This is a genomic window from Sinorhizobium sp. NFACC03, assembly GCF_900103435.1.
Classification (GTDB): domain Bacteria; phylum Pseudomonadota; class Alphaproteobacteria; order Rhizobiales; family Rhizobiaceae; genus Ensifer.
The window spans coordinates 34,771-57,592 of record NZ_FMXF01000003.1; the positions used below are offsets into that span (position 1 = coordinate 34,771).

General features: G+C 64.0%; 22 protein-coding genes. 5 read left to right on the forward strand and 17 right to left on the reverse strand.

Going from position 1 to position 22,822, the window contains the following annotated elements:
* Positions 1-134: 134 nt before the first annotated feature.
* From pcaF to BLU35_RS07155, 11 genes are all read right to left on the reverse strand, one after another.
* A complete protein-coding gene (gene pcaF / locus BLU35_RS07105) occupies positions 135-1,337 on the reverse strand; it encodes a 3-oxoadipyl-CoA thiolase (RefSeq protein WP_093232513.1) in 1,203 nt (400 codons plus the stop codon).
* Positions 1,330-3,312: a 3-hydroxyacyl-CoA dehydrogenase NAD-binding domain-containing protein gene (locus BLU35_RS07110; protein WP_093232514.1), complete on the reverse strand. Its 1,983-nt coding sequence runs from the start codon at positions 3,310-3,312 to the stop codon at positions 1,330-1,332. The genes pcaF and BLU35_RS07110 overlap by 8 nt, the downstream gene beginning before the upstream one ends.
* 10 nt (positions 3,313-3,322) lie before the next feature.
* A complete protein-coding gene (locus BLU35_RS07115) occupies positions 3,323-3,718 on the reverse strand; it encodes a RidA family protein (protein WP_058322299.1) in 396 nt (131 codons plus the stop codon).
* Positions 3,696-4,124, reverse strand: coding sequence for an acyl-CoA thioesterase (locus BLU35_RS07120; RefSeq protein WP_093232515.1), 429 nt, complete (start codon positions 4,122-4,124; stop codon positions 3,696-3,698). The genes BLU35_RS07115 and BLU35_RS07120 overlap by 23 nt, the downstream gene beginning before the upstream one ends.
* 12 nt (positions 4,125-4,136) lie before the next feature.
* Entirely contained in the window at positions 4,137-5,324 is a 1,188-nt protein-coding gene (locus BLU35_RS07125; RefSeq protein ID WP_093232698.1) for an acyl-CoA dehydrogenase, read from the reverse strand.
* Between the two features lie 17 nt (positions 5,325-5,341).
* On the reverse strand, positions 5,342-6,538 hold the full coding sequence (locus BLU35_RS07130) for an acyl-CoA dehydrogenase family protein (protein ID WP_093232516.1): 1,197 nt from the start codon (positions 6,536-6,538) through the stop codon (positions 5,342-5,344).
* Between the two features lie 2 nt (positions 6,539-6,540).
* Positions 6,541-7,383 carry an enoyl-CoA hydratase family protein gene (locus BLU35_RS07135; RefSeq protein ID WP_093232517.1) on the reverse strand — a complete coding sequence of 281 codons (843 nt, stop codon included), beginning with the start codon at positions 7,381-7,383 and terminating at the stop codon, positions 6,541-6,543.
* Between the two features lie 2 nt (positions 7,384-7,385).
* Positions 7,386-8,162, reverse strand: a complete 777-nt coding sequence (locus BLU35_RS07140; protein ID WP_093232518.1) for an SDR family NAD(P)-dependent oxidoreductase — start codon at positions 8,160-8,162, stop codon at positions 7,386-7,388.
* Positions 8,159-10,480 (reverse strand): bifunctional salicylyl-CoA 5-hydroxylase/oxidoreductase, encoded by a 2,322-nt coding sequence (locus BLU35_RS07145; protein ID WP_093232519.1) that lies wholly within the window; start codon positions 10,478-10,480, stop codon positions 8,159-8,161. The genes BLU35_RS07140 and BLU35_RS07145 overlap by 4 nt, the downstream gene beginning before the upstream one ends.
* A 214-nt stretch (positions 10,481-10,694) precedes the next feature.
* A complete protein-coding gene (locus tag BLU35_RS07150; protein WP_058322305.1) occupies positions 10,695-11,216 on the reverse strand; it encodes a MarR family winged helix-turn-helix transcriptional regulator in 522 nt (173 codons plus the stop codon).
* 101 nt (positions 11,217-11,317) lie between these two features.
* A complete protein-coding gene (locus tag BLU35_RS07155; protein WP_093232520.1) occupies positions 11,318-12,076 on the reverse strand; it encodes a GntR family transcriptional regulator in 759 nt (252 codons plus the stop codon).
* A 160-nt stretch (positions 12,077-12,236) separates the two neighbouring features.
* Between BLU35_RS07155 and BLU35_RS07160 the strand changes: the two genes are divergently transcribed.
* The 5 genes from BLU35_RS07160 (at position 12,237) to BLU35_RS07180 (ending at position 17,371) form a co-directional block, all read left to right on the forward strand.
* Entirely contained in the window at positions 12,237-13,226 is a 990-nt protein-coding gene (locus tag BLU35_RS07160; RefSeq protein ID WP_093232521.1) for an ABC transporter substrate-binding protein, read from the forward strand.
* Positions 13,227-13,290: 64 nt separating this feature from the next.
* The gene (locus tag BLU35_RS07165) at positions 13,291-14,070 is read left to right on the forward strand and encodes an ABC transporter ATP-binding protein (protein WP_058330093.1); all 780 of its coding nucleotides are present in this window, start codon (positions 13,291-13,293) and stop codon (positions 14,068-14,070) included.
* A gap of 5 nt (positions 14,071-14,075) precedes the next feature.
* Positions 14,076-14,999 carry an ABC transporter permease gene (locus BLU35_RS07170; protein ID WP_058322309.1) on the forward strand — a complete coding sequence of 308 codons (924 nt, stop codon included), beginning with the start codon at positions 14,076-14,078 and terminating at the stop codon, positions 14,997-14,999.
* Between the two features lie 15 nt (positions 15,000-15,014).
* A complete protein-coding gene (gene kynU, locus BLU35_RS07175) occupies positions 15,015-16,262 on the forward strand; it encodes a kynureninase (RefSeq protein ID WP_093232699.1) in 1,248 nt (415 codons plus the stop codon).
* Between the two features lie 140 nt (positions 16,263-16,402).
* Positions 16,403-17,371 carry a threonine ammonia-lyase gene (locus BLU35_RS07180; RefSeq protein WP_093232522.1) on the forward strand — a complete coding sequence of 323 codons (969 nt, stop codon included), beginning with the start codon at positions 16,403-16,405 and terminating at the stop codon, positions 17,369-17,371.
* 9 nt (positions 17,372-17,380) lie between these two features.
* Here the strand turns inward: BLU35_RS07180 and BLU35_RS07185 are convergent, their stop codons facing one another.
* The 6 genes from BLU35_RS07185 to kynA all read right to left on the reverse strand — a co-directional run bounded on the left by BLU35_RS07185 (position 17,381) and on the right by kynA (position 22,818).
* Positions 17,381-18,067: an ABC transporter ATP-binding protein gene (locus BLU35_RS07185; RefSeq protein ID WP_093232523.1), complete on the reverse strand. Its 687-nt coding sequence runs from the start codon at positions 18,065-18,067 to the stop codon at positions 17,381-17,383.
* Positions 18,064-18,813 carry an ABC transporter ATP-binding protein gene (locus BLU35_RS07190; protein WP_093232524.1) on the reverse strand — a complete coding sequence of 250 codons (750 nt, stop codon included), beginning with the start codon at positions 18,811-18,813 and terminating at the stop codon, positions 18,064-18,066. Before BLU35_RS07190 ends, BLU35_RS07185 begins: the two co-directional genes overlap by 4 nt.
* Positions 18,806-19,777 carry a branched-chain amino acid ABC transporter permease gene (locus BLU35_RS07195; RefSeq protein ID WP_093232525.1) on the reverse strand — a complete coding sequence of 324 codons (972 nt, stop codon included), beginning with the start codon at positions 19,775-19,777 and terminating at the stop codon, positions 18,806-18,808. The genes BLU35_RS07190 and BLU35_RS07195 overlap by 8 nt, the downstream gene beginning before the upstream one ends.
* A 7-nt stretch (positions 19,778-19,784) precedes the next feature.
* Entirely contained in the window at positions 19,785-20,705 is a 921-nt protein-coding gene (locus tag BLU35_RS07200; protein WP_093232526.1) for a branched-chain amino acid ABC transporter permease, read from the reverse strand.
* A gap of 94 nt (positions 20,706-20,799) precedes the next feature.
* A complete protein-coding gene (locus tag BLU35_RS07205; protein ID WP_093232527.1) occupies positions 20,800-21,939 on the reverse strand; it encodes an ABC transporter substrate-binding protein in 1,140 nt (379 codons plus the stop codon).
* A gap of 42 nt (positions 21,940-21,981) precedes the next feature.
* Entirely contained in the window at positions 21,982-22,818 is an 837-nt protein-coding gene (gene kynA, locus BLU35_RS07210) for a tryptophan 2,3-dioxygenase (RefSeq protein WP_093232528.1), read from the reverse strand.
* Positions 22,819-22,822 lie beyond the last annotated feature (4 nt).

The following is a 22,822-nucleotide window of genomic DNA, read 5'->3' on the forward strand; positions in this document are numbered from 1 at the left end:
ATATCAAGACGCGATTTGTCAGGAATAGGCGTGTCGGTTCCGAAGCCGGTGTCGAAAGGGGATGGGGGCTACCCGCGATGACGTGATCTGGCGATCGCGCCAGACCTCGCACCGATCCTTCTAAGAGGCGGACATCACGGCCGCGTCAGCAGCATCGAGATGCCCTGTCCGACGCCGATGCACATGGTGGCGAGTGCCCGCTTGGCACCTTGAAGCTCAAGCTCCAGGGCCGCCGTCAGCGCCAGCCGCGCGCCGGACATGCCAAGCGGATGGCCGAGCGCGATGGCGCCGCCATTGGGATTGACGTGGGGTGCATCGTCGGCCAGCCCGAGCTGCCGCATACAGGCGAGCGCTTGTGCCGCGAAGGCCTCGTTCAGTTCGACGATATCGATGTCGCCGAGACGGAGGTTCAGACGCTCCAGGAGCTTGCGGGTCGAAAACACCGGGCCGATGCCCATGATGCGTGGCGGAACACCCGCCGTCGTCATCCCGTCGACCCGAGCGAGCGGTTGGAGCCGGTAGCGTTCGACCGCTTGGCCGGAGGCAAGGACGAGGGCAGCCGCGCCGTCGTTGACGCCGGAGGCATTGCCGGCGGTAACCGAGCCATTGGCGCGGAATGGCGTCGGCAGACCGGCAAGCTTCTCGATGGTCGTTTCGCGCGGGTGTTCGTCGTGCTCGACGCGCGTCGTCTCGCCCTTGCGTGACTTGATCGCATAGGGGGCGATTTCGCGGGCGAAACGCCCGCTCTTTTGCGCAGTGGCCGCCCGGGCCTGACTGCGCAGTGCAAAGCCGTCCTGGTCTTCGCGCGAGATGGAAAACTCGGCCGCGACGTTTTCGGCAGTCTCCGGCATGGAGTCGATGCCGTATCGGTCTTTCATGACGGGATTGACAAAGCGCCAGCCGATCGTCGTGTCATGGATTTCGGTGCCGCGCTGGAACGGGCTTTCGGCCTTCGGCATGACGAAGGGCGCGCGCGACATGCTTTCGACGCCGCCGGCGACGATGATCTCGGCTTCGCCCAGACGGATCGCGCGGGCGGCATAGCCGACGGCGTCCAGCCCGGAACCGCACAGCCGGTTGATCGTCGTTCCGGCTACCGTTTCGGGCAACCCGGCGAGCAAGGCGGCCATGCGCGCGACGTTGCGGTTGTCTTCGCCCGCCTGGTTGGCGCAGCCAAGAACAACCTCATCGATCGCCTCGGTCGGAACGGACGAAACGCGCGCCAGCGCCTCGCGGATCACGTGGGCCGCAAGATCGTCCGGACGTGCGCTCGACAGAACGCCGCCATAGCGGCCGATGGGCGTGCGGACGCCGCCGACGATATAGGCTTCACCCATGGGATTTGTCCTTGCCTTGCTCGGCTGTGAACATCGGCCCGCCCTTGTGCGCGGGAAAGCCGTAGCCGTTGATCATCACCAGATCGATGTCGCTTGGACGTGCCGCGATCCCTTCGGCCAGCAGGGCCGTTCCCTCGTCGGCCATCGCTTTCAGAAGCCGGCTCACGATCTCGTCAGCGGTGAAATCGCGCGGCGTGATGTTCTTCACCGCTCTTGCGGCTTCGATGACCGCAGTGACCTCGGGATCGACGGCCCGTTTGCCATCGGAATAGGCGTACCAACCACGGCCGCTCTTGCGACCGAGACGCCCCGCTTCGCAAAGCCTGTCGGCGATTTCGACATAGCGTGCGGCAGGATCCCGCGTCGCCGCCTGTCGCTTGCGGCGCGCCCAGGCGATCTCGAGCCCGGCCATGTCGTTGACGGCGAAGATCCCCATCGGAAAGCCATAGGCCTCGAGCGCGGCGTCGATCTGCTCAGGCAGTGCCCCATCCTCCAGCATGAACTCTGCCTCGCGGCGATAGGCGGAGAAAATGCGGTTGCCGATGAAGCCTTCGGTGACGCCTGAAACGACGGGCAGCTTGCCGAGACGTTTGACGAAGGCAAGCGCACTTGCCAGCGCGTCCGGTGTGGTCTTGGCGCAATTGACGACTTCGACAAGCCGCATGACGTTGGCGGGCGAGAAGAAGTGCAAGCCTACGACCCGCGACGGATCGGCTGTCGCGGCGGCAATCGCATCGGGATCGAGGTAGCTCGTGTTGGTCGCGAGGATGGCGCCGGGTGCGACGATGCCGTCGAGCCTCTGAAACAGCTCTGTCTTAACCTGGAGATCGTCGAAGACCGCTTCGATGACGAGGTCGGCATTCGCGAGATCTCCGGCTTCGGCGGTCGTCTGCAGCCGCGCCAGGCAGTCGTCGCGGCCGGCCGCAGTCAGCCGTCCGGAGCGTACGGTCTTCTCAAGGGTCTCGGCGATGCGTGTCCGCCCGCTGGCGGCGGCTTCTTCCGTGTGCTCCAGCGCGACCACGCGGTAGCCGGAGGTCAGGGCGGAGACCGCGATGCCGGATCCCATCAACCCGGTACCGACGACACCGACGGTCTCGATCCTGCGCGGCGATACCTTATCGAGCCCCTCGACCTTGCCGGCGGCACGCTCGGCGAAGAACACGTGCCTGAGGGCAGCGGACTCGGTGGAATCGCGCAAACGCAGGAAGGTCGCGCGTTCCTCGGTCAGTCCTTGTTTCAGGTCGAGTTCGCCCGCTGCCTTGACGAGGCGAACGGCCTCGGCGGGGGCGGCTTGGCCGCGGGCTCTCGCCAGAACCTTTGCCTCTGTGGCGCTGACGGCGGCGGCGTCCGCCGGCGGAACGGCGATCATGCCCGTCCGGTGGAGCGGTTTGGCGGCGGGTTCCTGCACGAAAGCCAGTGCGGCACCTACGGGATCGGCGGCAACGCTGTCGGCAAGGCCAAGCGTCACGGCTTCGGCGGCCTTGGCGGCACGCCCGGTTCCGATGAGGTCGATCGCCGCGACGATACCGATCAGACGCGGAAGGCGCTGCGTCCCGCCCGCGCCCGGGACGAGGCCGAGTTTGACTTCGGGGAGGCCGAATGATGCCTTCTCGCCGGCGATACGGCCGTGGCAGGCGAGCGCCACTTCGCAGCCGCCGCCAAGCGCCGCGCCGTTGACGGCAGCGACGACCGGCTTCTCAAACGCCTCGATGCGCTCGATCACGTCGGGAAGCGTCGGTGCGACCGGCGGCTTGCCGAACTCCCTGATGTCGGCGCCACCGATAAAGGTGCTGCCGGCGCCCGTGATGACCACGCCCCTAATCGTGGGGAGACTGGCCGCATGTTCGAGCGCCGCCATCAGGCCGGACCTGACATGCGCAGAGAGGGCGTTGACGGGCGGATTGTCGATGTTGACGACGAGTACGTCGTCTTCAACAAGGGCGGAAACGCTCTCCGAAAATCGGACCTCGGACATGGTGGCAGCCTCAGTCGGGGATGACGGCCGTGGCCTGGATCTCGATCTTGGCGCGGTCCTCGACGAGCGCCACGACCTGCATCGCCGCCATGGCCGGGAAATGCCGGCCGATGATGTCGCGATAGGCCTGGCCGATGCCGCGCAGATTGCCGATATATTCCTGCTTGTCGGTGAAGTACCAGGTCATCGTGGTGATGTGTTGCGGCTCCGCGCCGCCGGCGGCGAGCACAGCGACGACGTTCTTCAGCGTCTGGCGCACTTGCTCGACGAAATCGTCGGTCTCGAACTCGGATTGCGCGTTCCAGCCGATCTGGCCGCCGACAAAAACAGTGCGGCCCGTTGCAGCCACGCCGTTGGCATAGCCGATGGGCTTTGCCCAGCCTTCAGGTTGCAGGATGGTGTGCATCGGTCGTCTCCAGATGTTGTGTCAGCGCAGCACGGATGTCATCCGGCCACGCGTGAGAAGCGTGATTGTCGAGCGAGGTGGCAACGACCCGCTGGTTCGCCGTCCAGAGCAAGGCATCTCTTGCCGAGACCGTATGCTCCATGTCGAGCGACGAGCGGCCGATACCTCTGACCACGAGGGTGAAATCAAGTTCGTCGCCCTGAAAGCCCGGGCGAATGAAGGTGAGATCGAGGCGCACTGTCGGCACGCCGATCCGCCGCTCGTCGTTCATCGTCTTCCAGGGAAAGCCGAGCGACGCGAAGAAGTCCTCTGTCACCCCGACAAGGATGTTGAGGTAGGACGGGAAGTAGGCGATCCCTGAGGGGTCGCAGTCTCCGAAGCGCAGCGGTCTCTTGGTCGTGAACATCGACGCCGGACCTCAGTTGGCGAAGGCGGCGATGCCGGTGATGGCACGGCCAAGGATCAGCGCGTGGATGTCATGCGTGCCCTCATAGGTGTTGACCACTTCGAGGTTGACGAGGTGACGTGCCACCGGAAACTCGTCGGAAATCCCGTTGCCGCCGAGCATGTCGCGGGCGGTTCTGGCGATCTCCAGCGCCTTGCCGCAGGAATTGCGCTTGAGGATCGAGGTCAGCTCGACCGGCGGGTTGCCTTCGTCCTTCATGCGGCCGAGGCGCAGGCAGCCCTGCAGGCCAAGGGCAATTTCCGTCGCCATGTCCGCGAGCTTCTTCTGGATCAACTGGTTGGCGGCAAGCGGTCGGCCGAACTGCTTGCGGTCGATCACGTATTGCCGCGCCGTCGCGTAGCAGGACTCAGCCGCACCAAGGGCGCCCCAGGCGATGCCGAAGCGCGCGGAGTTGAGGCAGGTGAAGGGACCTTTCAGCCCGGTCACATCGGGCAGCATGTTTTCTTCCGGCACGAAGACCTCGTCCATGACGATCTGGCCAGTAATCGATGCCCTCAAGCCCACCTTGCCGTGGATCGCCGGTGCGCTGAGCCCCTTCCATCCCTTTTCGAGAATGAAGCCGCGGATCAGACCATCGGCGGTCTTCGCCCAGACGACGAAGACATCTGCGATCGGCGCATTCGAGATCCAGGTCTTGGAGCCGGAAAGCAGATAGCCGCCATCGACCTTGGTGGCCTTGGTGATCATCGAGCCGGGATCGGAACCATGATCGGGCTCGGTGAGGCCGAAGCAGCCGATTTTCGTGCCGGCAATCAGTCCCGGCAGGTATTTGCGTTTCTGGTCCTCGCTGCCGAAGGTATAGATCGGCACGATCACCAGGGAAGACTGGACGCTCATCATCGAGCGGTAGCCGCTGTCGATGCGTTCTACTTCGCGGGCGATCAGACCGTAGGAGACGTAGTTGAGGCCCGCGCCGCCGTATTCCTCGGAGACCATCGGTCCGAGCAGGCCGAGTTCGCCCATCTCGGCGAAAATCGACGGATCGGTCTTCTCGTGGCGGAAGGCCTCCTGCACGCGCGGCGCCAGTCGGTCTTCGGCATAACCTTGCGCGGTGCGCCGCACCATGCGTTCTTCTTCGGTCAACTGCGCATCCAGGTTGAATGGATCCTGCCAGTCGAATGACGCCTTCGAACCATGCATGTTCGACATCCCCCTCGTTATCGTCCCGTACCTTTCATCAGCTCGCGGCCGATGATGAGCTTTTGAACCTCGGTTGCGCCCTCGTAGATCCGCAGTGCCCGGATCTCGCGATAGAGCCGTTCGGTGATTTCGCCGACGCGCACGCCGCGGCCGCCGAAGAGCTGCAGCGCCTGGTCGATGACCCATTGTGCATTCTCGGTCGCCGTCATCTTGGCCATGGCCGCTTCCCGCGTGGTCGGCCGCTTCTGCACGTCGCGCTGCCATGCCGTGCGGCAGGTCAGAAGGGCGGCGGCGTCGATCGCAGTCGCCATCTCGCCGAGCGTGCTTTGCGCCGTCGGCAAATCGGCAAGGGTTGCGCCGAACATCTTGCGGTTCTTTGCATGCGCCACTGCCTCGTCGAGCGCCCGGCGGGCAAAGCCTGTTGCGGCGGCCGCGACGGAGGGGCGGAAGATGTCGAGCGTGCGCATGGCGATCTTGAAGCCTTCGCCGGGGCTTCCGAGAAGCTGCGACGCCGGGATGCGGCAATTGTCGAAGCGAAGCCGGGCAAGCGGATGCGGCGCGATCGTCTCGATGCGCTCGGCGATCGTGAAACCCGGCGTGTCGGCGAAAACCACGAAGGCGGAAATGCCGCGTGTGCCGGGCGCTTCGCCGGTGCGGGCAAAGACCGTGTAGACGTCGGCGATGCCGCCGTTCGAGATCCAGGTTTTCTCGCCATCGAGCACGAAATGATCGCCCTCGCGTCGCGCACCACAGGCCATCGCTGCGACATCCGAGCCAGCCTCGGGTTCGGAAAGCGCAAAGGCGGAAATCCACTCGCCGCGGCTGACCTTGGGCAGGACGGCCTGCTTCAGTGCCTCTGAGCCAGAAAGGCTGATCGCGCCGGTGCCGAGCCCCTGCATGGCGAAGGCGAAATCGGCAAGACCGTCGGTATAGGCAAGCGTTTCGCGGATGAGGCAGAGCGAGCGGCTATCGATCTCCTCGCTTGCGCCGCCAAATGCTTTCGGCACGCAATGGCGAAGCACGCCTGCGGCGCCAAGGGCGCTGACGAGGTGTTTGCACGCGGCATCGGCATTTGCGTGATCGATCTCGCCGAGGCCGCCACGGGATACGAAGTCATCCAGCTCCGCAGCAAGCGCACGATGACCATCGTCGAAGAACGGCCAGTCGAGATGGTCGCGGGTTGGTGGGGGCAAAGCCGTGTCACGGGAACTCATGCTCAATTCCCTTTGAATTCCGGCTTCGTCTTGGCGGCAAAGGCCTCGAAGGCGCGGCGGAAATCGCCGGTCGCCATGCAGATCGCCTGGGTTTGGGCTTCCGATTCGATCAGCTGGTCGATGCCCATCGCCCATTCCTGGTCGAGCATCTTCTTTGTCATCGCATGGGCGAACCAGGGGCCATCGGCGATGGTGCGCGCGAATTTCTGCGCCTCGGCGAGCAGCGACGCACGCTCGTGCAGGGCGTTGTAGAAGCCCCAGGCATGACCCTCGGGCGCGGTCATGACCCGGCCGGTGAAGAGCAGTTCGGCGGCGCGGCCTTGGCCGATGATGCGGGGAAGAATGCCGCAGGCGCCCATGTCTGCACCCGCGAGCCCAACGCGCGTGAAGAGAAAGGCGGTCTTCGCTTCCGGCGTCGCGACGCGGAAATCGGAAGCCATCGCCAAGATAGCCCCGGCGCCGGCGCAAATTCCGTCCACGGCGGCGATGACGGGCTGCGGGCAGGCGCGGATCTGACGCACCAGTTCTCCGGTCATGCGGGTGAAATCCAAGAGGTCGGGCATCGACATGCGCGTCAGCGGTTCGATGATTTCGAAGACGTCGCCGCCGGAGGAGAAGTTGTCGCTGGCGCCGGTCAGCACCACGGCGCGCACGTCGCTGGCGCGGGCAAGCGACCGGAAGAGATCGCAAAGCTCCTCGTAGCTCTCGAAGGTCAGCGGGTTCTTCTTTTCCGGACGGTTGAGCGTGATCGTCGCGACCCGGCCGTCCGCGTCCGTTTCGAACAGGAAGTGCTTGGCCTTGTGGTCCCTAAAGGCGCGCTTCTTGGCCTGCATCGGGTTTGTCATCTCTATCCTCCGAGAACTTCGCCACCGGCAACGGCGATCGCCTGGCCGGTGATCGCGGTCGCCTTCTCCGACACCAGCCAGGAGACGGTGTCTGCCACCTCATCCGGCGTCACCAGGCGCCCTTGCGGATTGGAACGGGCAAGGCTGGCACGTGCCTCCTCGCGCGAACGACCGGTCTTCTCGCTGATCGTGTCGAGCGCGCCATCGATCAGCGGCGTGTCGGTGAAACCGGGGCAGACGGCATTGACGGTCACGTCGGTTCGCGCAAGCTCGAGCGCCAGAGCGCGTGTCAGCCCGACGACGCCGTGCTTCGATGCGCAATAGGCAGAAACATAGGCATAGCCGGTGAGGCCCGCCGTGCTCGCGACATTGACGATGCGGCCGTTGCCGGCCCGGCGCACGGAGGCAAGGGCTGCCTGCGTTACGAGAAAGACGCCGGTGAGGTTGATCGAGATTACCCGCTGCCAGAGCGCGAGATCGGTTTTCTCGAATGGCGCCGAGGGCGCCTCGCCGGCGCAGTTGACGAGAACGGCGATGTCTCCGCTCTTAGCAATCGCAGCCGCGATCCCTTGCTCGATGGCGGTCGGGTCGGTCACGTCAAACCCATAGTGGACGTGGGCTTCGCCGCCCGATGAGAGGATCTCTGCTCGCACAGCTTCGAGCGGTGCTGCGCGTCGTCCGGCAAGGCTGACGACATGGCCGTCGGCGGTAAGCGCAAGCGCAATCGCCTTGCCGATGCCGCTGCCCGCGCCTGTGACAAGGGCGTGCCTCTTGCTCATGGCTTGCCCGCCGTCGTTGCCGCACGCGCCAGATTGTTCACATATTGCGCGCGGGCGGAGTGGTACTGCTTGGGCCAGGGCTGATCGTCATAGCCGATCTTTGCCGCCTCATGCAGGACGAAGGATGGGTCGGCCAGGTGCGGGCGGGCAATCGCGCAGAGGTCGGCGCGACCGGCAGCGATGATGGAATTGGCGTGGTCGGCCTCTGATATCGCCCCAACGGCGATCGTCGCGACCTGGATCTCGTTGCGGATCTTGTCGGAAAACGGTGTCTGGAACAGGCGGCCGTAGACCGGCTTTTCCTCCTTCACCACCTGACCGGAGGAGCAGTCGATCATGTCGGCACCGGCCTCCTTGAACAGGCGGGCGAAGATCGCCGCGTCCTCGGGGGTGTTGCCACCCTCGTGCCAGTCATGGGTCGAAAGGCGCACCGACATCGGTCTGTCCGCGGGCCACGCATTGCGAACGGCATGGAACACTTCGAGGGGAAAGCGGGCGCGGGCCGCATGGTCGCCGCCATATTCGTCCGTGCGACGATTGGTGAGCGGCGACAGGAAACTCGACAGCAGGTAGCCGTGCGCCACGTGCAGTTCGAGGATGTCGAAGCCGAGGTCGCGGGCCCGTTCGGTGGCCTGCACGAAGTCCGCGACGACGCGGTCCATGTCGGCACGGGTCATTTCGCGCGGCGTGTCCGAATGCTTGAGATAGGGCAGGGCCGAGGCGGAAATGAGCGGCCAGCCGCCTTCGCTCAAGGGCTGGTCGATCCCCTCCCAGGCGAGCTTGGTCGCACCCTTGCGCCCGGCGTGCCCAAGCTGGATGCCGATCTTGGCCGGCGTCTGATGGTGCACGAAATCGACGATCCGCTTGAAGGCATGCGCCTGCTCGTCGTTCCAGAGACCAAGGCATCCGGGCGTGATGCGAGCATCGGCCGATACGCAGGTCATTTCCGGGAAAACGAGAGCGGCGCCCCCCATGGCGCGCGCGCCGAGATGCACCAAGTGAAAATCGTTCGGCACGCCATCGGTTGCCGAATACATCGCCATCGGCGAAACGACGATGCGGTTCTTCAGCGTCAGGCCGCGGAGCTTGAACGGCGTGAACATCGGCGGCGGGACCGTGCCGTTGGCGGCCGGCTCGACGCCGGCGCGTTCGGCAAACCAGCGCTCGAAGCCTTCGAGCCAGTCCTTGTCGCGCAGGCGGAGATTTTCGTGACTGATGCGCTGCGAGCGGGTCAGCATCGAATACATGAACTGCTCGGGCTCCAGCGTATCGGCATAGCGCGTGCCGACCACTTCGAACCACTCCATGGCATTGCGGGCCGCATTCTGTATGCGCGCGACGTCGACGCGACGCACCTCCTCATAGGCGCTGAGCACCGCGGGAATACTGGCCTTGTCATGGCCGAGGATGTCGAACTGGCGGGTGAGTTCGATGGCATCGTCGATCGCAAGCTTGGTGCCCGAGCCGATGGCGAAGTGCGCGGTATGGGCGCTATCGCCCATCAGTACGACATGGCTGCGGCCGTTGAAATGACTCCACTTCTCGCAGATCAGCCGGCCGAAATTCAGCCAGGCCGAGCCACGCAAATGGCGCGCATTGGTCATCAGCTTGTGGCCGTCGAGGGTCCCGGCAAAGAGCTTTTCGCAGAAATCGATCGATTGCTGCTGGTCCATCTGGTCGAGACCATGGGCCCGGAAGACGTCATCGGTGGTCTCGACAATGAAGGTCGAGGTGTTTTCGTCGAAGCGGTAGATGTGCGCCTGGAACCAACCGTGTTCGGTGCGCTGGAAATCGAAGGTGAAGGCGTCGAACTGCTTGTTCGTGCCGAGCCAGACATAGCGGTTCGGTCGAACGACCATATCGGGCCGGAATATGTCGGCGTATCTGTTGCGAATGCGCGAATTGACGCCGTCGGAGGCGATGATCAGATCCGCGTCGGCGAACTGCTCGTCGCTCTCGACATCCTGCTCGAACACCAGTTCGACGCCGAGTTCGAGGCAGCGCTCCTGAAGGATGTTGAGCATCTTCTTGCGGCCGATGCCGACGAAGCCGTGGCCGGTCGTCCTGATCTTGCGACCCTTGAAGACCAGCTCGATATCGTCCCAATGGTTGAAGGAGATCTCGATCGCCTCGGCCGTCTCCGGATCCCATTGGCGCATCGATTGCATGGTGGCATCCGAGAAGACGACGCCCCAGCCGAAGGTGTCGAAGGCGCGGTTCCGCTCGACCACGGTTACGTGGTGTTCCGGGTGCTGGCGCTTCATCAGCAGCGCGAAATAGAGCCCGGCTGGCCCGCCACCGATACAGACGATCCGCATGTCGTTCTCCTCCCGAGTTCCGGCTGCGTGTGTCGCCGTCGAGATGCCGTTGGCCGTCATCCCGGACTGCTGGGAACAAGGTGGACTCGTTCGGGAGAAATTTCAAGCTTAAAATTGTTTTGGGTGGACGTGATGCGTGTGCGCGCGTTCAGACGACGGCGCGGTGGTCATCACGCCGCTCTACGCTCTTGGGAAAAGGGAAGACGTGTTGCCCTCAGGAGTTGCGGGCCAGGGAAGCGATAACGGACCGCTTGAGCTTGGCAAGCTCGTCCATCAGCACACCACCGTCCTGCGGTGAAACACCCGCGAACAGGTCGGAGATCCAATCGGCATGGGTTGCTGCCATCTTCTCGAATTCGGCGCGGCCGTAGGGGGTCAACGCGATGACCTGCACGCGGCGATCCGTCGGGAGCGTCGTACGGCTGATGTGGCCGCTCTCGGTCAAGCGCTCCACCAGCACCGTAATGTTGCCGGGCGAAACCATCATGCGCTTCGAAACTTCGCCAAGCACCATGCCGTCAGGGGCGCGTTCGAGTTGGGCCATCAGGTCGAAGCGCGGCAAGGTCGAATCGAATTCTTCCCGAAGCCGGCGACGGATCTCGCTCTCGACCAGCGTCGAGCAGGTCAGCAGGCGCAGCCAGAGCCTCAGCTCGGCGCGGTGATCGCCTGGAGCTTCGAGCGCCTTGGTCTCGCCATCCACCCATTCCGGCGAAGTATCGAACTTGTCTTCACCCATCATTGCAAACGCCCGCTTCTTTTCCTGCGCCTTGGCAGGCACTTCCCTGTCTCTTTGCTTTTAGAGACGTTTCCGGCTCTTGGACAGGCTGTCACGTGCCGTCATTTGGACGCATGCCGCGGCAACGGCGGTGAACGGCCGCTATCTTCGGACTGGTCGTAGACATTGACCGTAAAGCCGATGTGGTCGGTCATCAGCTTTCGGGCGCGGTCGACGTCGCGGTCGAGTGCGGCCTCCATCAGTTCCGTATGATGCTCTATCGCCATCGCGTCCTGCAAGGCGACAACCGCTTCCTCGTAGCCCTCGCTCATCCCTGCGGCAGCGCGCAGTGTGGGGGCCAGGCTCAGGAAACGGTGGTGGCGGCGGAGCTGGTCGGAGATCGTCGCCTGGAAGCGGGAAAGCCAGCTCGATCTCGCCGCACCGATCAGGGCGGTGTGAAAGGCGGCATGCTTCTCGTCCCACTCGTCGATTTCGCTTTCGGAGACGTTTTCGACGGCAATCTTGCAGCGCGACAAGCGATAGTGGGCGGTGACGACGGCGGACTCCCATGCGCTGTCGCCATTTTCGATCGACTCGACGAGCAGCGGAATTTCAACGACCTGCCGCGCTCGGGTGAGGTCGTCGAGCGCCTCCCGCGAGACCGGCGCGACGGCAAAGCCGCGATTGCTGATCGCCGTGACCAGGCCCTCCGCTTCCAGCCGCGACAGTGCTTCCCGCAGCGGCGTCCAGCCGAGCCCGTAGCTTTCGCGCAGCGCGCTCAGCTTCATCGGCGCGCCGGGCTGCAGCCGCGTCGCCAGAATGTCGCGGCGGAGCAACCGGTAGGCCGATTCGGTTTTGGTCGACTGTTCGTGGTCTTGCATCAAGTTCCCTAACGCCCGCATCGGATCGACACAATTATATATAGTTCTGCGGTTAAGATGAAAATATATATATTTGTTTGACAAGACCTCCGACCGTCGCCATCATCCACGCACGCCGCCGAGGAGGGCGGTAACGCTCGTCAAATTCTGGGAGGGATGTATGAGCAGGCTTAAGAGCACTTGGCTTTCGGGATTGGTCGCCGCCGGCGCAATGGCGTGGGGACTGGGAACGGCTGCCGCTGATCCGATCCGCATCGGCATCGCCAACTTCGGCGAACATCCGCAATTGAGCGCGTCGATCGCCGGCTTCAAGAAGGCGCTGGCTGAAAACGGCTTCGTCGAAGGCACCGACGTCGTCTACACCGAGAGCCACACCAATTTCGACGCCTCGCTGGTTCCGCAGATGATTGCCAAGCTGCAGGCCGAGCAGCCGAAACTGATCTACACGATCACCACGCCGGTCTCGCAGATCGCCAAGAAAGCGCTCGCCGGCTCCGGCATCCCGGTTGTCTTTTCTGCCGTCACCGATCCGGTGGCCGCGAAGCTGGTTCCGTCCTGGGAGGCCGGTGAGGAGGGCATGACCGGTGCGACGGACCTTCAGGATGTGGCCGCCGTGATGGCCTTTACCCGCAAGCTGCTGCCGGAAGCCAAGCGCTTCGGCGTGCCCTACAATCCGGGCGAGGCGAACGACACGGCGCTGCTCGACAAGATTAAGGAAGCCGCACCTGCCGCCGGCTTCGAAGTCGTCGCCGTCGGCGTCGACAACGTCAACGACATTCAGCAGCGCATCGCCTCCTTCGCCGGCAAGGCCGACGTGATCTACACGCCCGCATCCAACCTGCTGCAGCCGGCCATCGGCGCAGTTTCTGCGGCGGCACGCCAGGCAGAGATCCCGATCGTCAATTCCGACGACGGTGCCGTCCGCGATGGCGTCGTGCCGGCAAGCTTTGCCGTCAACTACGAGCAGGTCGGCGTCAATGCCGGCAAGATCGCTGCGGAGATCCTCAAGGGCAAGGACCCGAAGACGATCGCGCCGTCGCGCCCGAGCTATGAAGACCACGCGCCGCTGATCTCGAAAAAGGCGACGGCCGCCTTCGGCATCGAAGTGCCGGCATCGCTCGCCACCGATTGCGGCTGCGTCGTCGACTGATCTCCAATTGGTCTCAACAGTGACGGCGCCGGGAGCGCCGTCACTCCACGGATAGGGGGAGCCAATGCTGGAAATCAGATCGGCCCGCAAGGTTTTCTACAAGGGGCAGGCAGACGAGAAGGTCGCGCTCGACGGCCTCAAACTCAGCCTCGCCACAGGCGAATTCGGTGTCGTCATCGGCTCGAACGGCGCCGGCAAGAGCAGCATGCTCAACGCCATCTCCGGCGCGCTCGTGCTCGATAGCGGCCAGGTCGTCATCAATGGCGACGACGTGACGGCCATGCCCGTGCACAAGCGTGCCATGCGGCTTGCCCGCGTTTTCCAGGACCCGATGCGCGGCACCGCCGCCAGCATGACGGTGGCGGAAAACATGTTGCTTGCCGAACTGCGCAGCAACAAGCGCACCTTGCGCCGCGGCCTCAATGCGGCGCGGCTTGCCACCTACAAGGAACGGCTATCGCTGCTGGGCCTTGGTCTCGAAAACCGTCTCGACACACGGGTGGAGCTTCTGTCCGGCGGACAGCGGCAGTCGCTGTCGCTGATCATGGCGGTCGGCGGTGAGCCGGAACTGCTGCTGCTCGACGAGCATACCGCAGCACTCGATCCCCGCACCGCCGATATCGTCATGCAGGCGACGATCCGCGCGGTCGAGGCGCTAAAGCTGACGACGCTGATGGTGACACACAACATGCAGCATGCGGTAGACTTCGGTCATAAGGTGATCATGCTCGATGCCGGGCGCGTCCGCCTCGAGATCGACGGCAAGGAAAAGGCTCAGACGACCGTGCCTGATCTGATCGGCCATTTCTCCGTCAAAACCGACCGCATGTTCCTGGCGAGCTGACGATCATGGATATTCTTCAAAACACCATCGCGAGCTTCGTCTCGCTCGTTCCCGTCACCCTGGCGCAGAGCCTGATCCTCGCCTTCGTGGTGCTCGGGATCATGATCCCGTTCCGCATGCTGAGTTTCCCGGATCTGACCAGCGAAGGCGCGTTTCCGCTCGGCGGCTGCGTCTGCGGCGTGCTGATGGCGGCGGGCATGTCACCGCTGGCCGCGATCGCCATCGCGCTCGTCGCCGGCTTCGTCGCCGGCTGCTGCACGGCGTTCATTCATCTCAGGTTCCGGATCCACACCCTGCTTGCCGGTATCCTGATGATGACGATGCTCTATTCGATCAACCTCAGGATTATGGGGCGGTCGAACCTCTCGGTCTTCGGCGCAACGACCGTGTTCGACTGGGCGCCGGGACTGCAGCCGGGCTTCCCGGCAAGCAAGATTGTGGTCGCGGGGCTGATCGCGCTCGTTGTCTTCTTCCTGCTCTATCATTTCTTCCGCACCGAGAAGGGCACCGCCGTCCGTGCCGTCGGCGCCAACCCCGATATGGCCGAAGCGCAAGGCATCAACGTCTGGCTGGCGACCATCGGCGGTGTCGGCCTTGCGGGAGCGTTTTCCGCAGGCAGCGGCGCGCTGATGGTGCAGTCGCAGGGCTTTGCCGACGTCAACATGGGCCTCGGCATCCTGATCAACGGCCTTGCGGCGCTCATGATCGGCGAGGCGATCGTCGGCAAGCAAAGCGTGCTGCGCCAGCTCGCTGCCCCCTTTGTCGGTGCGATCGTCTACTACCAACTCGTTTCCTTCTGCCTGGCGGCCGGTATGCCCCCGCCGGACCTGAAACTTGCGACCGGCCTGTTCGTTCTCGCCATGCTGGCTCTTCCGAGCCTCAAGCGAAGCCGCGGACCGGCACCCGCCCGCGAAACCGTTCGCGAATAAATGAGGACCACCTTCATGAATGCAGTTCCTGATTTTGCTGCGATCGAGGCGATGGATGCCGCCGATGTGCTGCGCCCGATGCGCGAACGTTTCATCCTGCCGCCGGACCTGATCTATCTCGACGGCAACTCGCTTGGCGTCGCCTCGACCGCTGCCTTCGACGAGCTTCGCAAGGCGGCTACCGAGGAATGGGGGCAGGATCTTATCCGCAGCTGGAACACGGCCGGGTGGTTCGAGATGCCGCTTGCGCTCGGCGACCGGGTCGGGCGGCTGATCGGTGCGGCCGCCGGCCAGACTGTCGTTTGCGATACGACGTCGATCAACATCTACAAGGCCCTGCACGCGGCCATGGCGCTGCGGCCCGATCGCTCTGTCATCGTCAGCGAAGGCGGCAGTTTCCCGACGGACCTCTACATGGCCGAGGGCGTGGTTTCGACGCGCCCCGGCGCTTCGCTGCGCCTGGAAGGGGTCGATGCGCCCGAGATCGAGGACCTGATCAACAGTGACGCTGCCGTGGTTCTGGTCAACCACGTGAACTACAAGTCCGGTGAACTGCGCGACATGGCAGCGCTGACACGCAAGGCGCATGAACATGGCGCGCTGGTCATCTGGGACCTCTGCCATACGGCCGGCGCCCTGCCTGTCGATCTCGACGGCGCCAATGTCGATTTTGCCGTCGGCTGCACCTACAAGTACCTGAACGGCGGCCCCGGCGCGCCTGCCTTCATCCATGCCGCGACCCGCCACCACGGCGATATCCGCCAGCCGCTCACCGGCTGGTGGGGCCATGCGCGCCCCTTCGCCTTCGAAAAGCGCTATGCGTCCGGCGAGGGCATCCGTCGTTTCCTCTGCGGCACGCAACCGATCCTGTCGCTGCGGGCGCTGAAGGGCGCGCTCGACATCTGGGACGAGGTCGACATGGCGCAACTGCGCGAGAAGAGCATCCGGCTCACGGATCTCTTCATCACGCTCGTCGAGGCGAAATGCGCTGCCTACGGCCTGGAACTCGAAAGCCCGCGCGACGGGACAAAACGCGGCAGCCAGGTTTCGTTCAGCCATCCAAACAGCTACGAGATCATGCAGGCCCTCATTGCCCGCGGCGTCATCGGCGATTTCCGCGCGCCCACCACGATGCGCTTCGGCTTCACGCCGCTCTACGTGAGCTATGCCGATGTGTGGCGGGCGGTCGAGATTCTGGAAGAAATCCTCGGCACCGGTGCGTGGCAGGATGCGCGCTTCGCCGTCCGTGCGGCCGTGACCTGATTGATGGCACCGAAGAACTGCGGGCGGCATTTCGCCCGCAGCGTCTTGTTCAGACGCAGACTGAAGTCGCCGCCCGCAACGGATTCGTTCCGAACCACTGTGCCCGAAGGTGGGAAGACGGCTAACGGGGGACTTAAGCAATGACTGCACCACGCCGTCCGACACGGGATGAAATCGCCGAGGCTCGCGCCCGCATCGCTCCCCACTTCGCGCGAACCCCGCTGGTGCGGCTCGACCACGGCTTTCCCGATCGGCAGATCTTCCTGAAGCTGGAGACCCTTTCACCGATCGGCGCCTTCAAGCTCCGTCCCGCCTTGAACGCCCTATTGTCACGCTATCCGGCCGATCTGCAAAACGGCGTGGCCGTCACCAGTTCCGGTAACATGGCTTACGGCATGGCCTGGGCCGCGCGCCTCATCGGCGTGCCGATGGTTGCCTATATGTATCGCGGCGCGCCGCAGACCAAGATCGACGGCGTACGCGCGCTCGGTGGCGAAGTGCGCTTCGTCAGCGTTGAGACCTGGTGGGACTACATTACCGATGCGGCCCGTCCGGATGCGCCGGAACTGCTGATCAATCCGGTGACCGACCAGGCGGTGCTCGCGGGCAACGGCTCGATCGGCATGGAAATCATCGAGGATCTGCCCGATGTCGACGTGGTGCTCACCCCCTATGGCGGCGGCAGCATGACGACCGGGGTCGCCAGCGCTGTCAAGGCCACTTCCGACCGTTGCCGTGTCTTCGCGGTCGAGGATGACAGCGCCGCTCCGGTTTCGGCGGCACTTGCGGCGGGACAGATCGTGACGATCGAGACCCGCCCGTCGTTCATCAAGAGCATCGGCGCGCCATCGCTTGTGCCGCAGCTTTGGCCAGTGGCACGGGAACTCATCGACGGGGCGATTACCGTCAGCCCGGCCCAGGTGACCGATGCCATGCGGCTCCTCTTCAAAAAGGGCAAGGTCGTCGCCGAGGGGGCAGGGGCCGCCTCGCTCGCCGCCGCGATCTCGCGGCCAGATCTCAAAGGAAACGTCGTCTGCGTCATCTCGGGCGGCAACATCGACGCATCCGCCTATTCCGTTGTGCTCGGTGGCGGTATCCCCTCGACCTGATTGGCAAGCTCAGACGCCGAGATAGCGGTCCTGAAGCGCCGGTGTCAGCGCTGCCGGCGACCCTTCGAACACCGTCGCACCCTTTTCCAAGACGAAGCAGCGGTCGGCCACGGGCAGCAGTTCCGAAAGCGTCTTGTCGACCACGAGGATCGATTGGCCGGCGGCCTTCAGCGTGCGGATCGCCGACCAGATGTCCTGCCGAATGACCGGCGCAAGGCCCTCGGTTGCCTCGTCGAGAATGATCAGGCTGGGATTGGTCATCAGCGCCCGGCCGATGGCAAGCATCTGCTGCTCGCCGCCCGAGAGCGTGTTGGCATATTGGTCGCGCCGTTCACCGAGGCGGGGAAAAAGGGAGACCACCTTCTCGAAGGTCCACTCGCTGCCGCGGGCCGTGGCAACCAGGTTCTCCATGACGGTGAGATTGGGGAAGCAGCGTCGCCCTTCGGGCACGAGGCCGAGGCCGAGTCTCGCTATCCGGTGCGGTCGCATGCCGAAGATCGCCTTGCCGGCGAAGCTGATCGCGCCGGAGCGCGGGCGCACGAGGCCGAGGATCGAACTGATCGTCGTCGTCTTGCCCATGCCGTTGCGGCCCATGAGCGCGACGACCTCGCCCTCCCGCACATCGAGAGTGACGCCGAAGAGCGCCTGCGATGCGCCATAGAAGGTTTCGAGACCTTTCAGTTCGAGCAGGCTCACGCGGCTTCTCCCAAATAGGCGCGGCGAACGTCCGGATCGCTGCGGATTTCATCGACCGTGCCTGTTGCGATGATGCGGCCATAAACGAGCACGGAAATGCGATCCGCAAGCGCAAAGACCGCGTCCATGTCGTGTTCCACCAGCAGCATCGGCGCTTCATGGCGCAAGCCGTCGAGGAACGTCGTCAGCCGCTTCGAGCCTTCCGGCCCCATGCCGGCCATCGGTTCATCGAAGAGAAACGTCCTCGGCGACAGCGCCAGCGCGATGGCGATTTCGAGCTGCCGGCGTTCGCCATGCGAAAGTTCCGCCGCCGGCACATGGGCGCGCGCGGCGAGGTCCACACGCTCGAGCATCGCCATTGCCGGCTCGGTCAGGTCCCTATCGCTCGTAACCTGGCGGAAGAAGCGGAAGCTGCTGCCCTGTCGCGCCTGCACCGCCAGCATGACGTTGCGAAGCGCTGAAAACTCCTGCGCCAGCGACGAAATCTGGAAGCTGCGCGCAAGGCCGAGCCTCGCGCGGGCTGCCATGTCGAGCCCGCCGATATCCTCGCCGAGAAAGCGGATGCTGCCGCTGTCGGCCTTGAGCGAACCGGCGATCTGGTGGATCAGCGTGCTTTTTCCGGCACCGTTCGGGCCGATCAGCGCATGGATTTGCCCTGGGCGAAGCTCAAGGCTGACCCCGTCGGTCGCCTTGAGCGCGCCGAAGGATTTGCGGAGATCGCGGATTTCGAGAACAGGCTCAGACATGGCGCGGCTTTCCGGAGAGGAGCCCCAGCAATCCGCCGCGGGCAAAGAGCACGATGCCGAGCAGGATGAGGCCGAGGAAGAACTGCCAGCGCTCGGTGATACCGCCGAGCACATATTCGAAGAAGACGAAGATCATCGCGCCGGCGACGGGGCCGAACAGCCGACCCTTGCCGCCGAGGATGATGAGCACGATCAGTTCACCCGACATGTGCCAGGAGAGCATAGAGGGCCCGACGAAGCGATTGAGATCGGCGTAGAGCGCGCCGGCAAATCCGGTGATCATCGCCGAGGCAGCAAAGGCGACGAGCCGGATATTGAAGGGTGCGATGCCGACGGCGGCAAGGCGGATTCCATTCTGTCTTGCCGCCTGCAGGGCGCTGCCGAAGCGCGAACCCTCGACCACGCGGAACAGGAGAAGTGCGGCCATGAGTGCCGCGTAGCAGATCAGGAAATAGGGCAGGGGCCTGGCGGTGTTGACGCCGGGAAAGGCGTTGCGCATCGACATCGACAGGCCATCTTCGCCGCCATAGGCGGGCCAGGAGACCGCGAAATAGTAGATCATCTGCGCGAAGGCGAGCGTGATCATGATGAAATAGACGCCTGATGTGCGCAGGCTGATCGCGCCGATCGGCAGCGCGATGAGGCCGGCAACCGCCACGGCCGCTATCCAGACGAGCGGCATCGACGTCGTTGCCGGAATTCCGGCAAACAGCGGCTCGCCATTGAAGGCGTGGGTGGCAAGGATGCCGGCGACATAGCCGCCGAGCCCGAAGAAGGCTGCGTGGCCGAAGGACAGCAGCCCGCCGAGCCCGAGCGCCAGATTGAGGCCGACGGCGGCAAGCGCCAGGACGACGACGCGGGTCGCGAGCGTCACATAGAAGGGTTCGCCCATGCCGGCGGCCAGAACCGGTGCGCCGAGAAGCAGAAGGGCAAGCAGCAGGTTGACGGTGGTTTCGCGACTCATCTTGACCTCACGACTGTGCCGCAAATAGGCCGCTCGGCCTGAAGGCGAGGATGAGGGCCATGACCACATAGATCAGCATCGAGGCGAGCGCCGCGCCAATCGTAGTCGCCTGCGATGCGGGCATGGTGAGCGCCAGAACCGAGGGGAGCAGGAAGCGGCCCATCGTGTCGACAACGCCGACAATCACCGCGCCGACGAGCGCGCCCTTGATCGAGCCGATGCCGCCGATGACGATGACGACGAAAGCGAGGATGAGGACCGGTTCGCCCATGCCGACCTGCACCGACTGCAGCGCACCGACGAGGGCGCCGGCAAGCCCGGCGAGTGCTGCGCCGAGCGCGAAGACGACCGTATAAAGCGTGCCGATGTCGACGCCGAGCGCGCCGATCATCTCGCGGTCGGATTCGCCCGCGCGGATACGCATGCCGAGCCGCGTCCTGGCGATCAGCAGATAGAGAGCGATGGCAACCGCGATGCCGACGCCGATGATCGCCAGGCGGTAGAGCTGGTATTGGCCGCCGCCGGGGAGGGGCACCGCGCCCTGCAGCAAGGGCGGTATGTCGAGGTAAAGCGGAAAGGAGCCAAAGAGCCAGCGTGCGCCTTCGGACAGGATCAGGATCAGCGCGAAGGTGGCGAGCACCTGGTCGAGATGGTCACGATCATAGAGCCTGCGGATGACGGCAACCTCGATGATTGCACCGACGCCCGCCGCAGCCGCAAGACTGGCGATCAATCCGATCCAGAAGGAGCCGGTCGCGGCAGCGACGGTCGCGCAGGCGAAGGCGCCGATCATGTAGAGCGAGCCGTGGGCAAGGTTGATCAGGCCCATGACCCCGAAAATCAGGGTCAGGCCGGCGGCCATCAGAAACAGCATCACACCGAGCTGGAGCCCGTTGAGGAGTTGTTCGATCAGGAGTGCGGTGAACAAGAGACCGGTCCAAGCTTCATATCAGGAGGACATGGATCATCGACCGGATGCCGGCATCAGGGCCGGGCACCCGGGCGATAACAGGTGCGAGGCACTACATGCCGCACTTATCGGCGTAGGCGTCCTTGTGGTCTTCGAAGGCGGTGGCGATGATCTTGTTGGTCAGGACGCCATCGTCTTCCTTCACCACCTCACGAACGAAGATGTTCTGGATCGGGTGGTTGTTGTTGTTGAAGGTGAACTTGCCGCGCACCGACTTGAAGTCCGCCGCCTTGAGCGCTGCGCGGAAGGCGTCCTTGTCCTTGACGCTCGCCTTCGACAGCGCGGCGAGGATCAGGTTTGCCGTATCCCAGCTTTGCGCGGCGTAGATCGAGGGCAGGCGCTTGTACTCGGCCTTGAACGCTTCCACGAACTTCTTGTTGGCTTCGTTGTCGAGGTCCTTGGACCAGGTCGCTGAGTTCTTGACGCCAAGGGCGGCGTCGCCGATCGCCGGCAGGACGTCCTGGCTGAAGGAGAAGCCCGGACCCATAACCGGGATGTTCACGCCCGACTGCGCATATTGCTTCATGAAAGCGATGCCCATGCCACCGGGCAGGAAGAAATAGACTGTGTCGGCGCCGGAGGCGCGGATCTGGGCGATTTCGGCGGCATAGTCCGTCTGGCCGACCTGCGTGTAGATCTCGCCGGCAAGAGCGCCCTTGTAGTAGCGCTTGAAGCCGGTCAGTGCGTCCTTGCCGGCCGGATAGTTCGGCGCCAGGATGAAGGCGTTCTTGTAGTCCTTGTTGGCGTATTGCCCCATCGCCTCATGGAAATTGTCGTTCTGGTAGGCGACGTTGAAATAGTTCGGGTTGCAGTTCGCACCGGCCAGTGCCGAAGGACCGGCATTCGGTGAGAGATAGATCACGTCCTGCGCGACCGCGTTCGGCACGACCGCCATGGCGAGGTTCGACCAGATGATGCCCGTCATCAGGTCGACCTTGTCGCCCTGGATCATCTTTTCGGCGATCTGCACCGCAAGTTCCGGCTTCTGGGCATCGTCCTCGATCACCAGCTCCACGTCCTTGTTGCCCGATTGCTTGATCGCAAGCGTGAATGCGTCGCGCATGTCGATGCCGAGGCCGGCGCCGCCGCCCGAAAGCGTGGTGATGACGCCGATCTTCACCGGCTCGGCATGGGCAAGGCTCGACGTCGCAAGCGAGAGGCCAAAAAGGCTCGCTGCCAGAATGCGGTTCATGCTGTTCTCCTCCTAATAGGTTCCCTTATGAGTTGTGTTCTATCAGAGACCCGTGCGCACGTGCCAGAGCTCGGGAAAGAGTTCCACTTCGAGCATCTTCTTCAGATAGGACGCGCCGGATGTGCCCCCGGTTCCGCGCTTCAGGCCGATGATGCGCTCGACCGTCGTGACGTGATTGAAGCGCCATCGGCGGAAATAGTCCTCGAAATCGACCAGCTTCTCGGCGAGTTCATAGAGCATCCAGTAACGTTCGGGATCGCGGTAGACCGTCTGCCACGCGGCAAAGACCTTGTCGCTTTCCGTGCGCGTTTCGCGCCAATCGGTCTTGCCCGCTTCGTCCCCGACATCGAAGCCGTTGCGCGAAAGCAGCCGGATCGCTTCGTCGTAGAGCGATGGCGCGGCCAGGATCGCCTCGAGCTTTTCCATGATGTCGGGACGGTGTGCGTGCGGGCCGAGCATGGCGACGTTGCGGTTGCCGGCGAGAAATTCGATCGCCCGGTATTGCCACGACTGGAAGCCGGAGGATTGGCCGAGCGATTCGCGGAACGTGGTGTATTCGCTGGGCGTCATCGTGCGCAGCACGTCCCAGGCGCTGTTCAACTGTTCGAAGATGCGCGCCACGCGCGACAGCATCTTGAAGGCGGGTTCCAGCCGGTCGTCGCGGATCGAGCGGACTGCGGCGTTGATCTCGTGCAGCGCGAGCTTCATCCAGAGCTCCGACGTCTGATGCTGGATGATAAACAACATCTCGTCGTGGGCCTTCGAGAGCGGCTCCTGCGCGTCGAGTACCTTCTCCAGCATGAGATAGTCGCTGTAGGACATGCGTCCCTTGAACGACATCTGGGCGCCTTCTTTCGAAGGATCGTATGATTTGCTCATGGTT

Coding starts and splice junctions, on each gene's coding strand:
- pcaF (WP_093232513.1), bottom strand. CDS start 1,337: ATGGGTGAAGCCTATATCGTCGGCGGCGTCCGCACGCCCATCGGCCGC.
- BLU35_RS07110 (WP_093232514.1), bottom strand. CDS start 3,312: ATGTCCGAGGTCCGATTTTCGGAGAGCGTTTCCGCCCTTGTTGAAGAC.
- BLU35_RS07115 (WP_058322299.1), bottom strand. CDS start 3,718: ATGCACACCATCCTGCAACCTGAAGGCTGGGCAAAGCCCATCGGCTAT.
- BLU35_RS07120 (WP_093232515.1), bottom strand. CDS start 4,124: ATGTTCACGACCAAGAGACCGCTGCGCTTCGGAGACTGCGACCCCTCA.
- BLU35_RS07125 (WP_093232698.1), bottom strand. CDS start 5,324: ATGCATGGTTCGAAGGCGTCATTCGACTGGCAGGATCCATTCAACCTG.
- BLU35_RS07130 (WP_093232516.1), bottom strand. CDS start 6,538: ATGAGTTCCCGTGACACGGCTTTGCCCCCACCAACCCGCGACCATCTC.
- BLU35_RS07135 (WP_093232517.1), bottom strand. CDS start 7,383: ATGACAAACCCGATGCAGGCCAAGAAGCGCGCCTTTAGGGACCACAAG.
- BLU35_RS07140 (WP_093232518.1), bottom strand. CDS start 8,162: ATGAGCAAGAGGCACGCCCTTGTCACAGGCGCGGGCAGCGGCATCGGC.
- BLU35_RS07145 (WP_093232519.1), bottom strand. CDS start 10,480: ATGCGGATCGTCTGTATCGGTGGCGGGCCAGCCGGGCTCTATTTCGCG.
- BLU35_RS07150 (WP_058322305.1), bottom strand. CDS start 11,216: ATGGGTGAAGACAAGTTCGATACTTCGCCGGAATGGGTGGATGGCGAG.
- BLU35_RS07155 (WP_093232520.1), bottom strand. CDS start 12,076: ATGCAAGACCACGAACAGTCGACCAAAACCGAATCGGCCTACCGGTTG.
- BLU35_RS07160 (WP_093232521.1), top strand. CDS start 12,237: ATGAGCAGGCTTAAGAGCACTTGGCTTTCGGGATTGGTCGCCGCCGGC.
- BLU35_RS07165 (WP_058330093.1), top strand. CDS start 13,291: ATGCTGGAAATCAGATCGGCCCGCAAGGTTTTCTACAAGGGGCAGGCA.
- BLU35_RS07170 (WP_058322309.1), top strand. CDS start 14,076: ATGGATATTCTTCAAAACACCATCGCGAGCTTCGTCTCGCTCGTTCCC.
- kynU (WP_093232699.1), top strand. CDS start 15,015: ATGAATGCAGTTCCTGATTTTGCTGCGATCGAGGCGATGGATGCCGCC.
- BLU35_RS07180 (WP_093232522.1), top strand. CDS start 16,403: ATGACTGCACCACGCCGTCCGACACGGGATGAAATCGCCGAGGCTCGC.
- BLU35_RS07190 (WP_093232524.1), bottom strand. CDS start 18,813: ATGTCTGAGCCTGTTCTCGAAATCCGCGATCTCCGCAAATCCTTCGGC.
- BLU35_RS07195 (WP_093232525.1), bottom strand. CDS start 19,777: ATGAGTCGCGAAACCACCGTCAACCTGCTGCTTGCCCTTCTGCTTCTC.
- BLU35_RS07205 (WP_093232527.1), bottom strand. CDS start 21,939: ATGAACCGCATTCTGGCAGCGAGCCTTTTTGGCCTCTCGCTTGCGACG.
- kynA (WP_093232528.1), bottom strand. CDS start 22,818: ATGAGCAAATCATACGATCCTTCGAAAGAAGGCGCCCAGATGTCGTTC.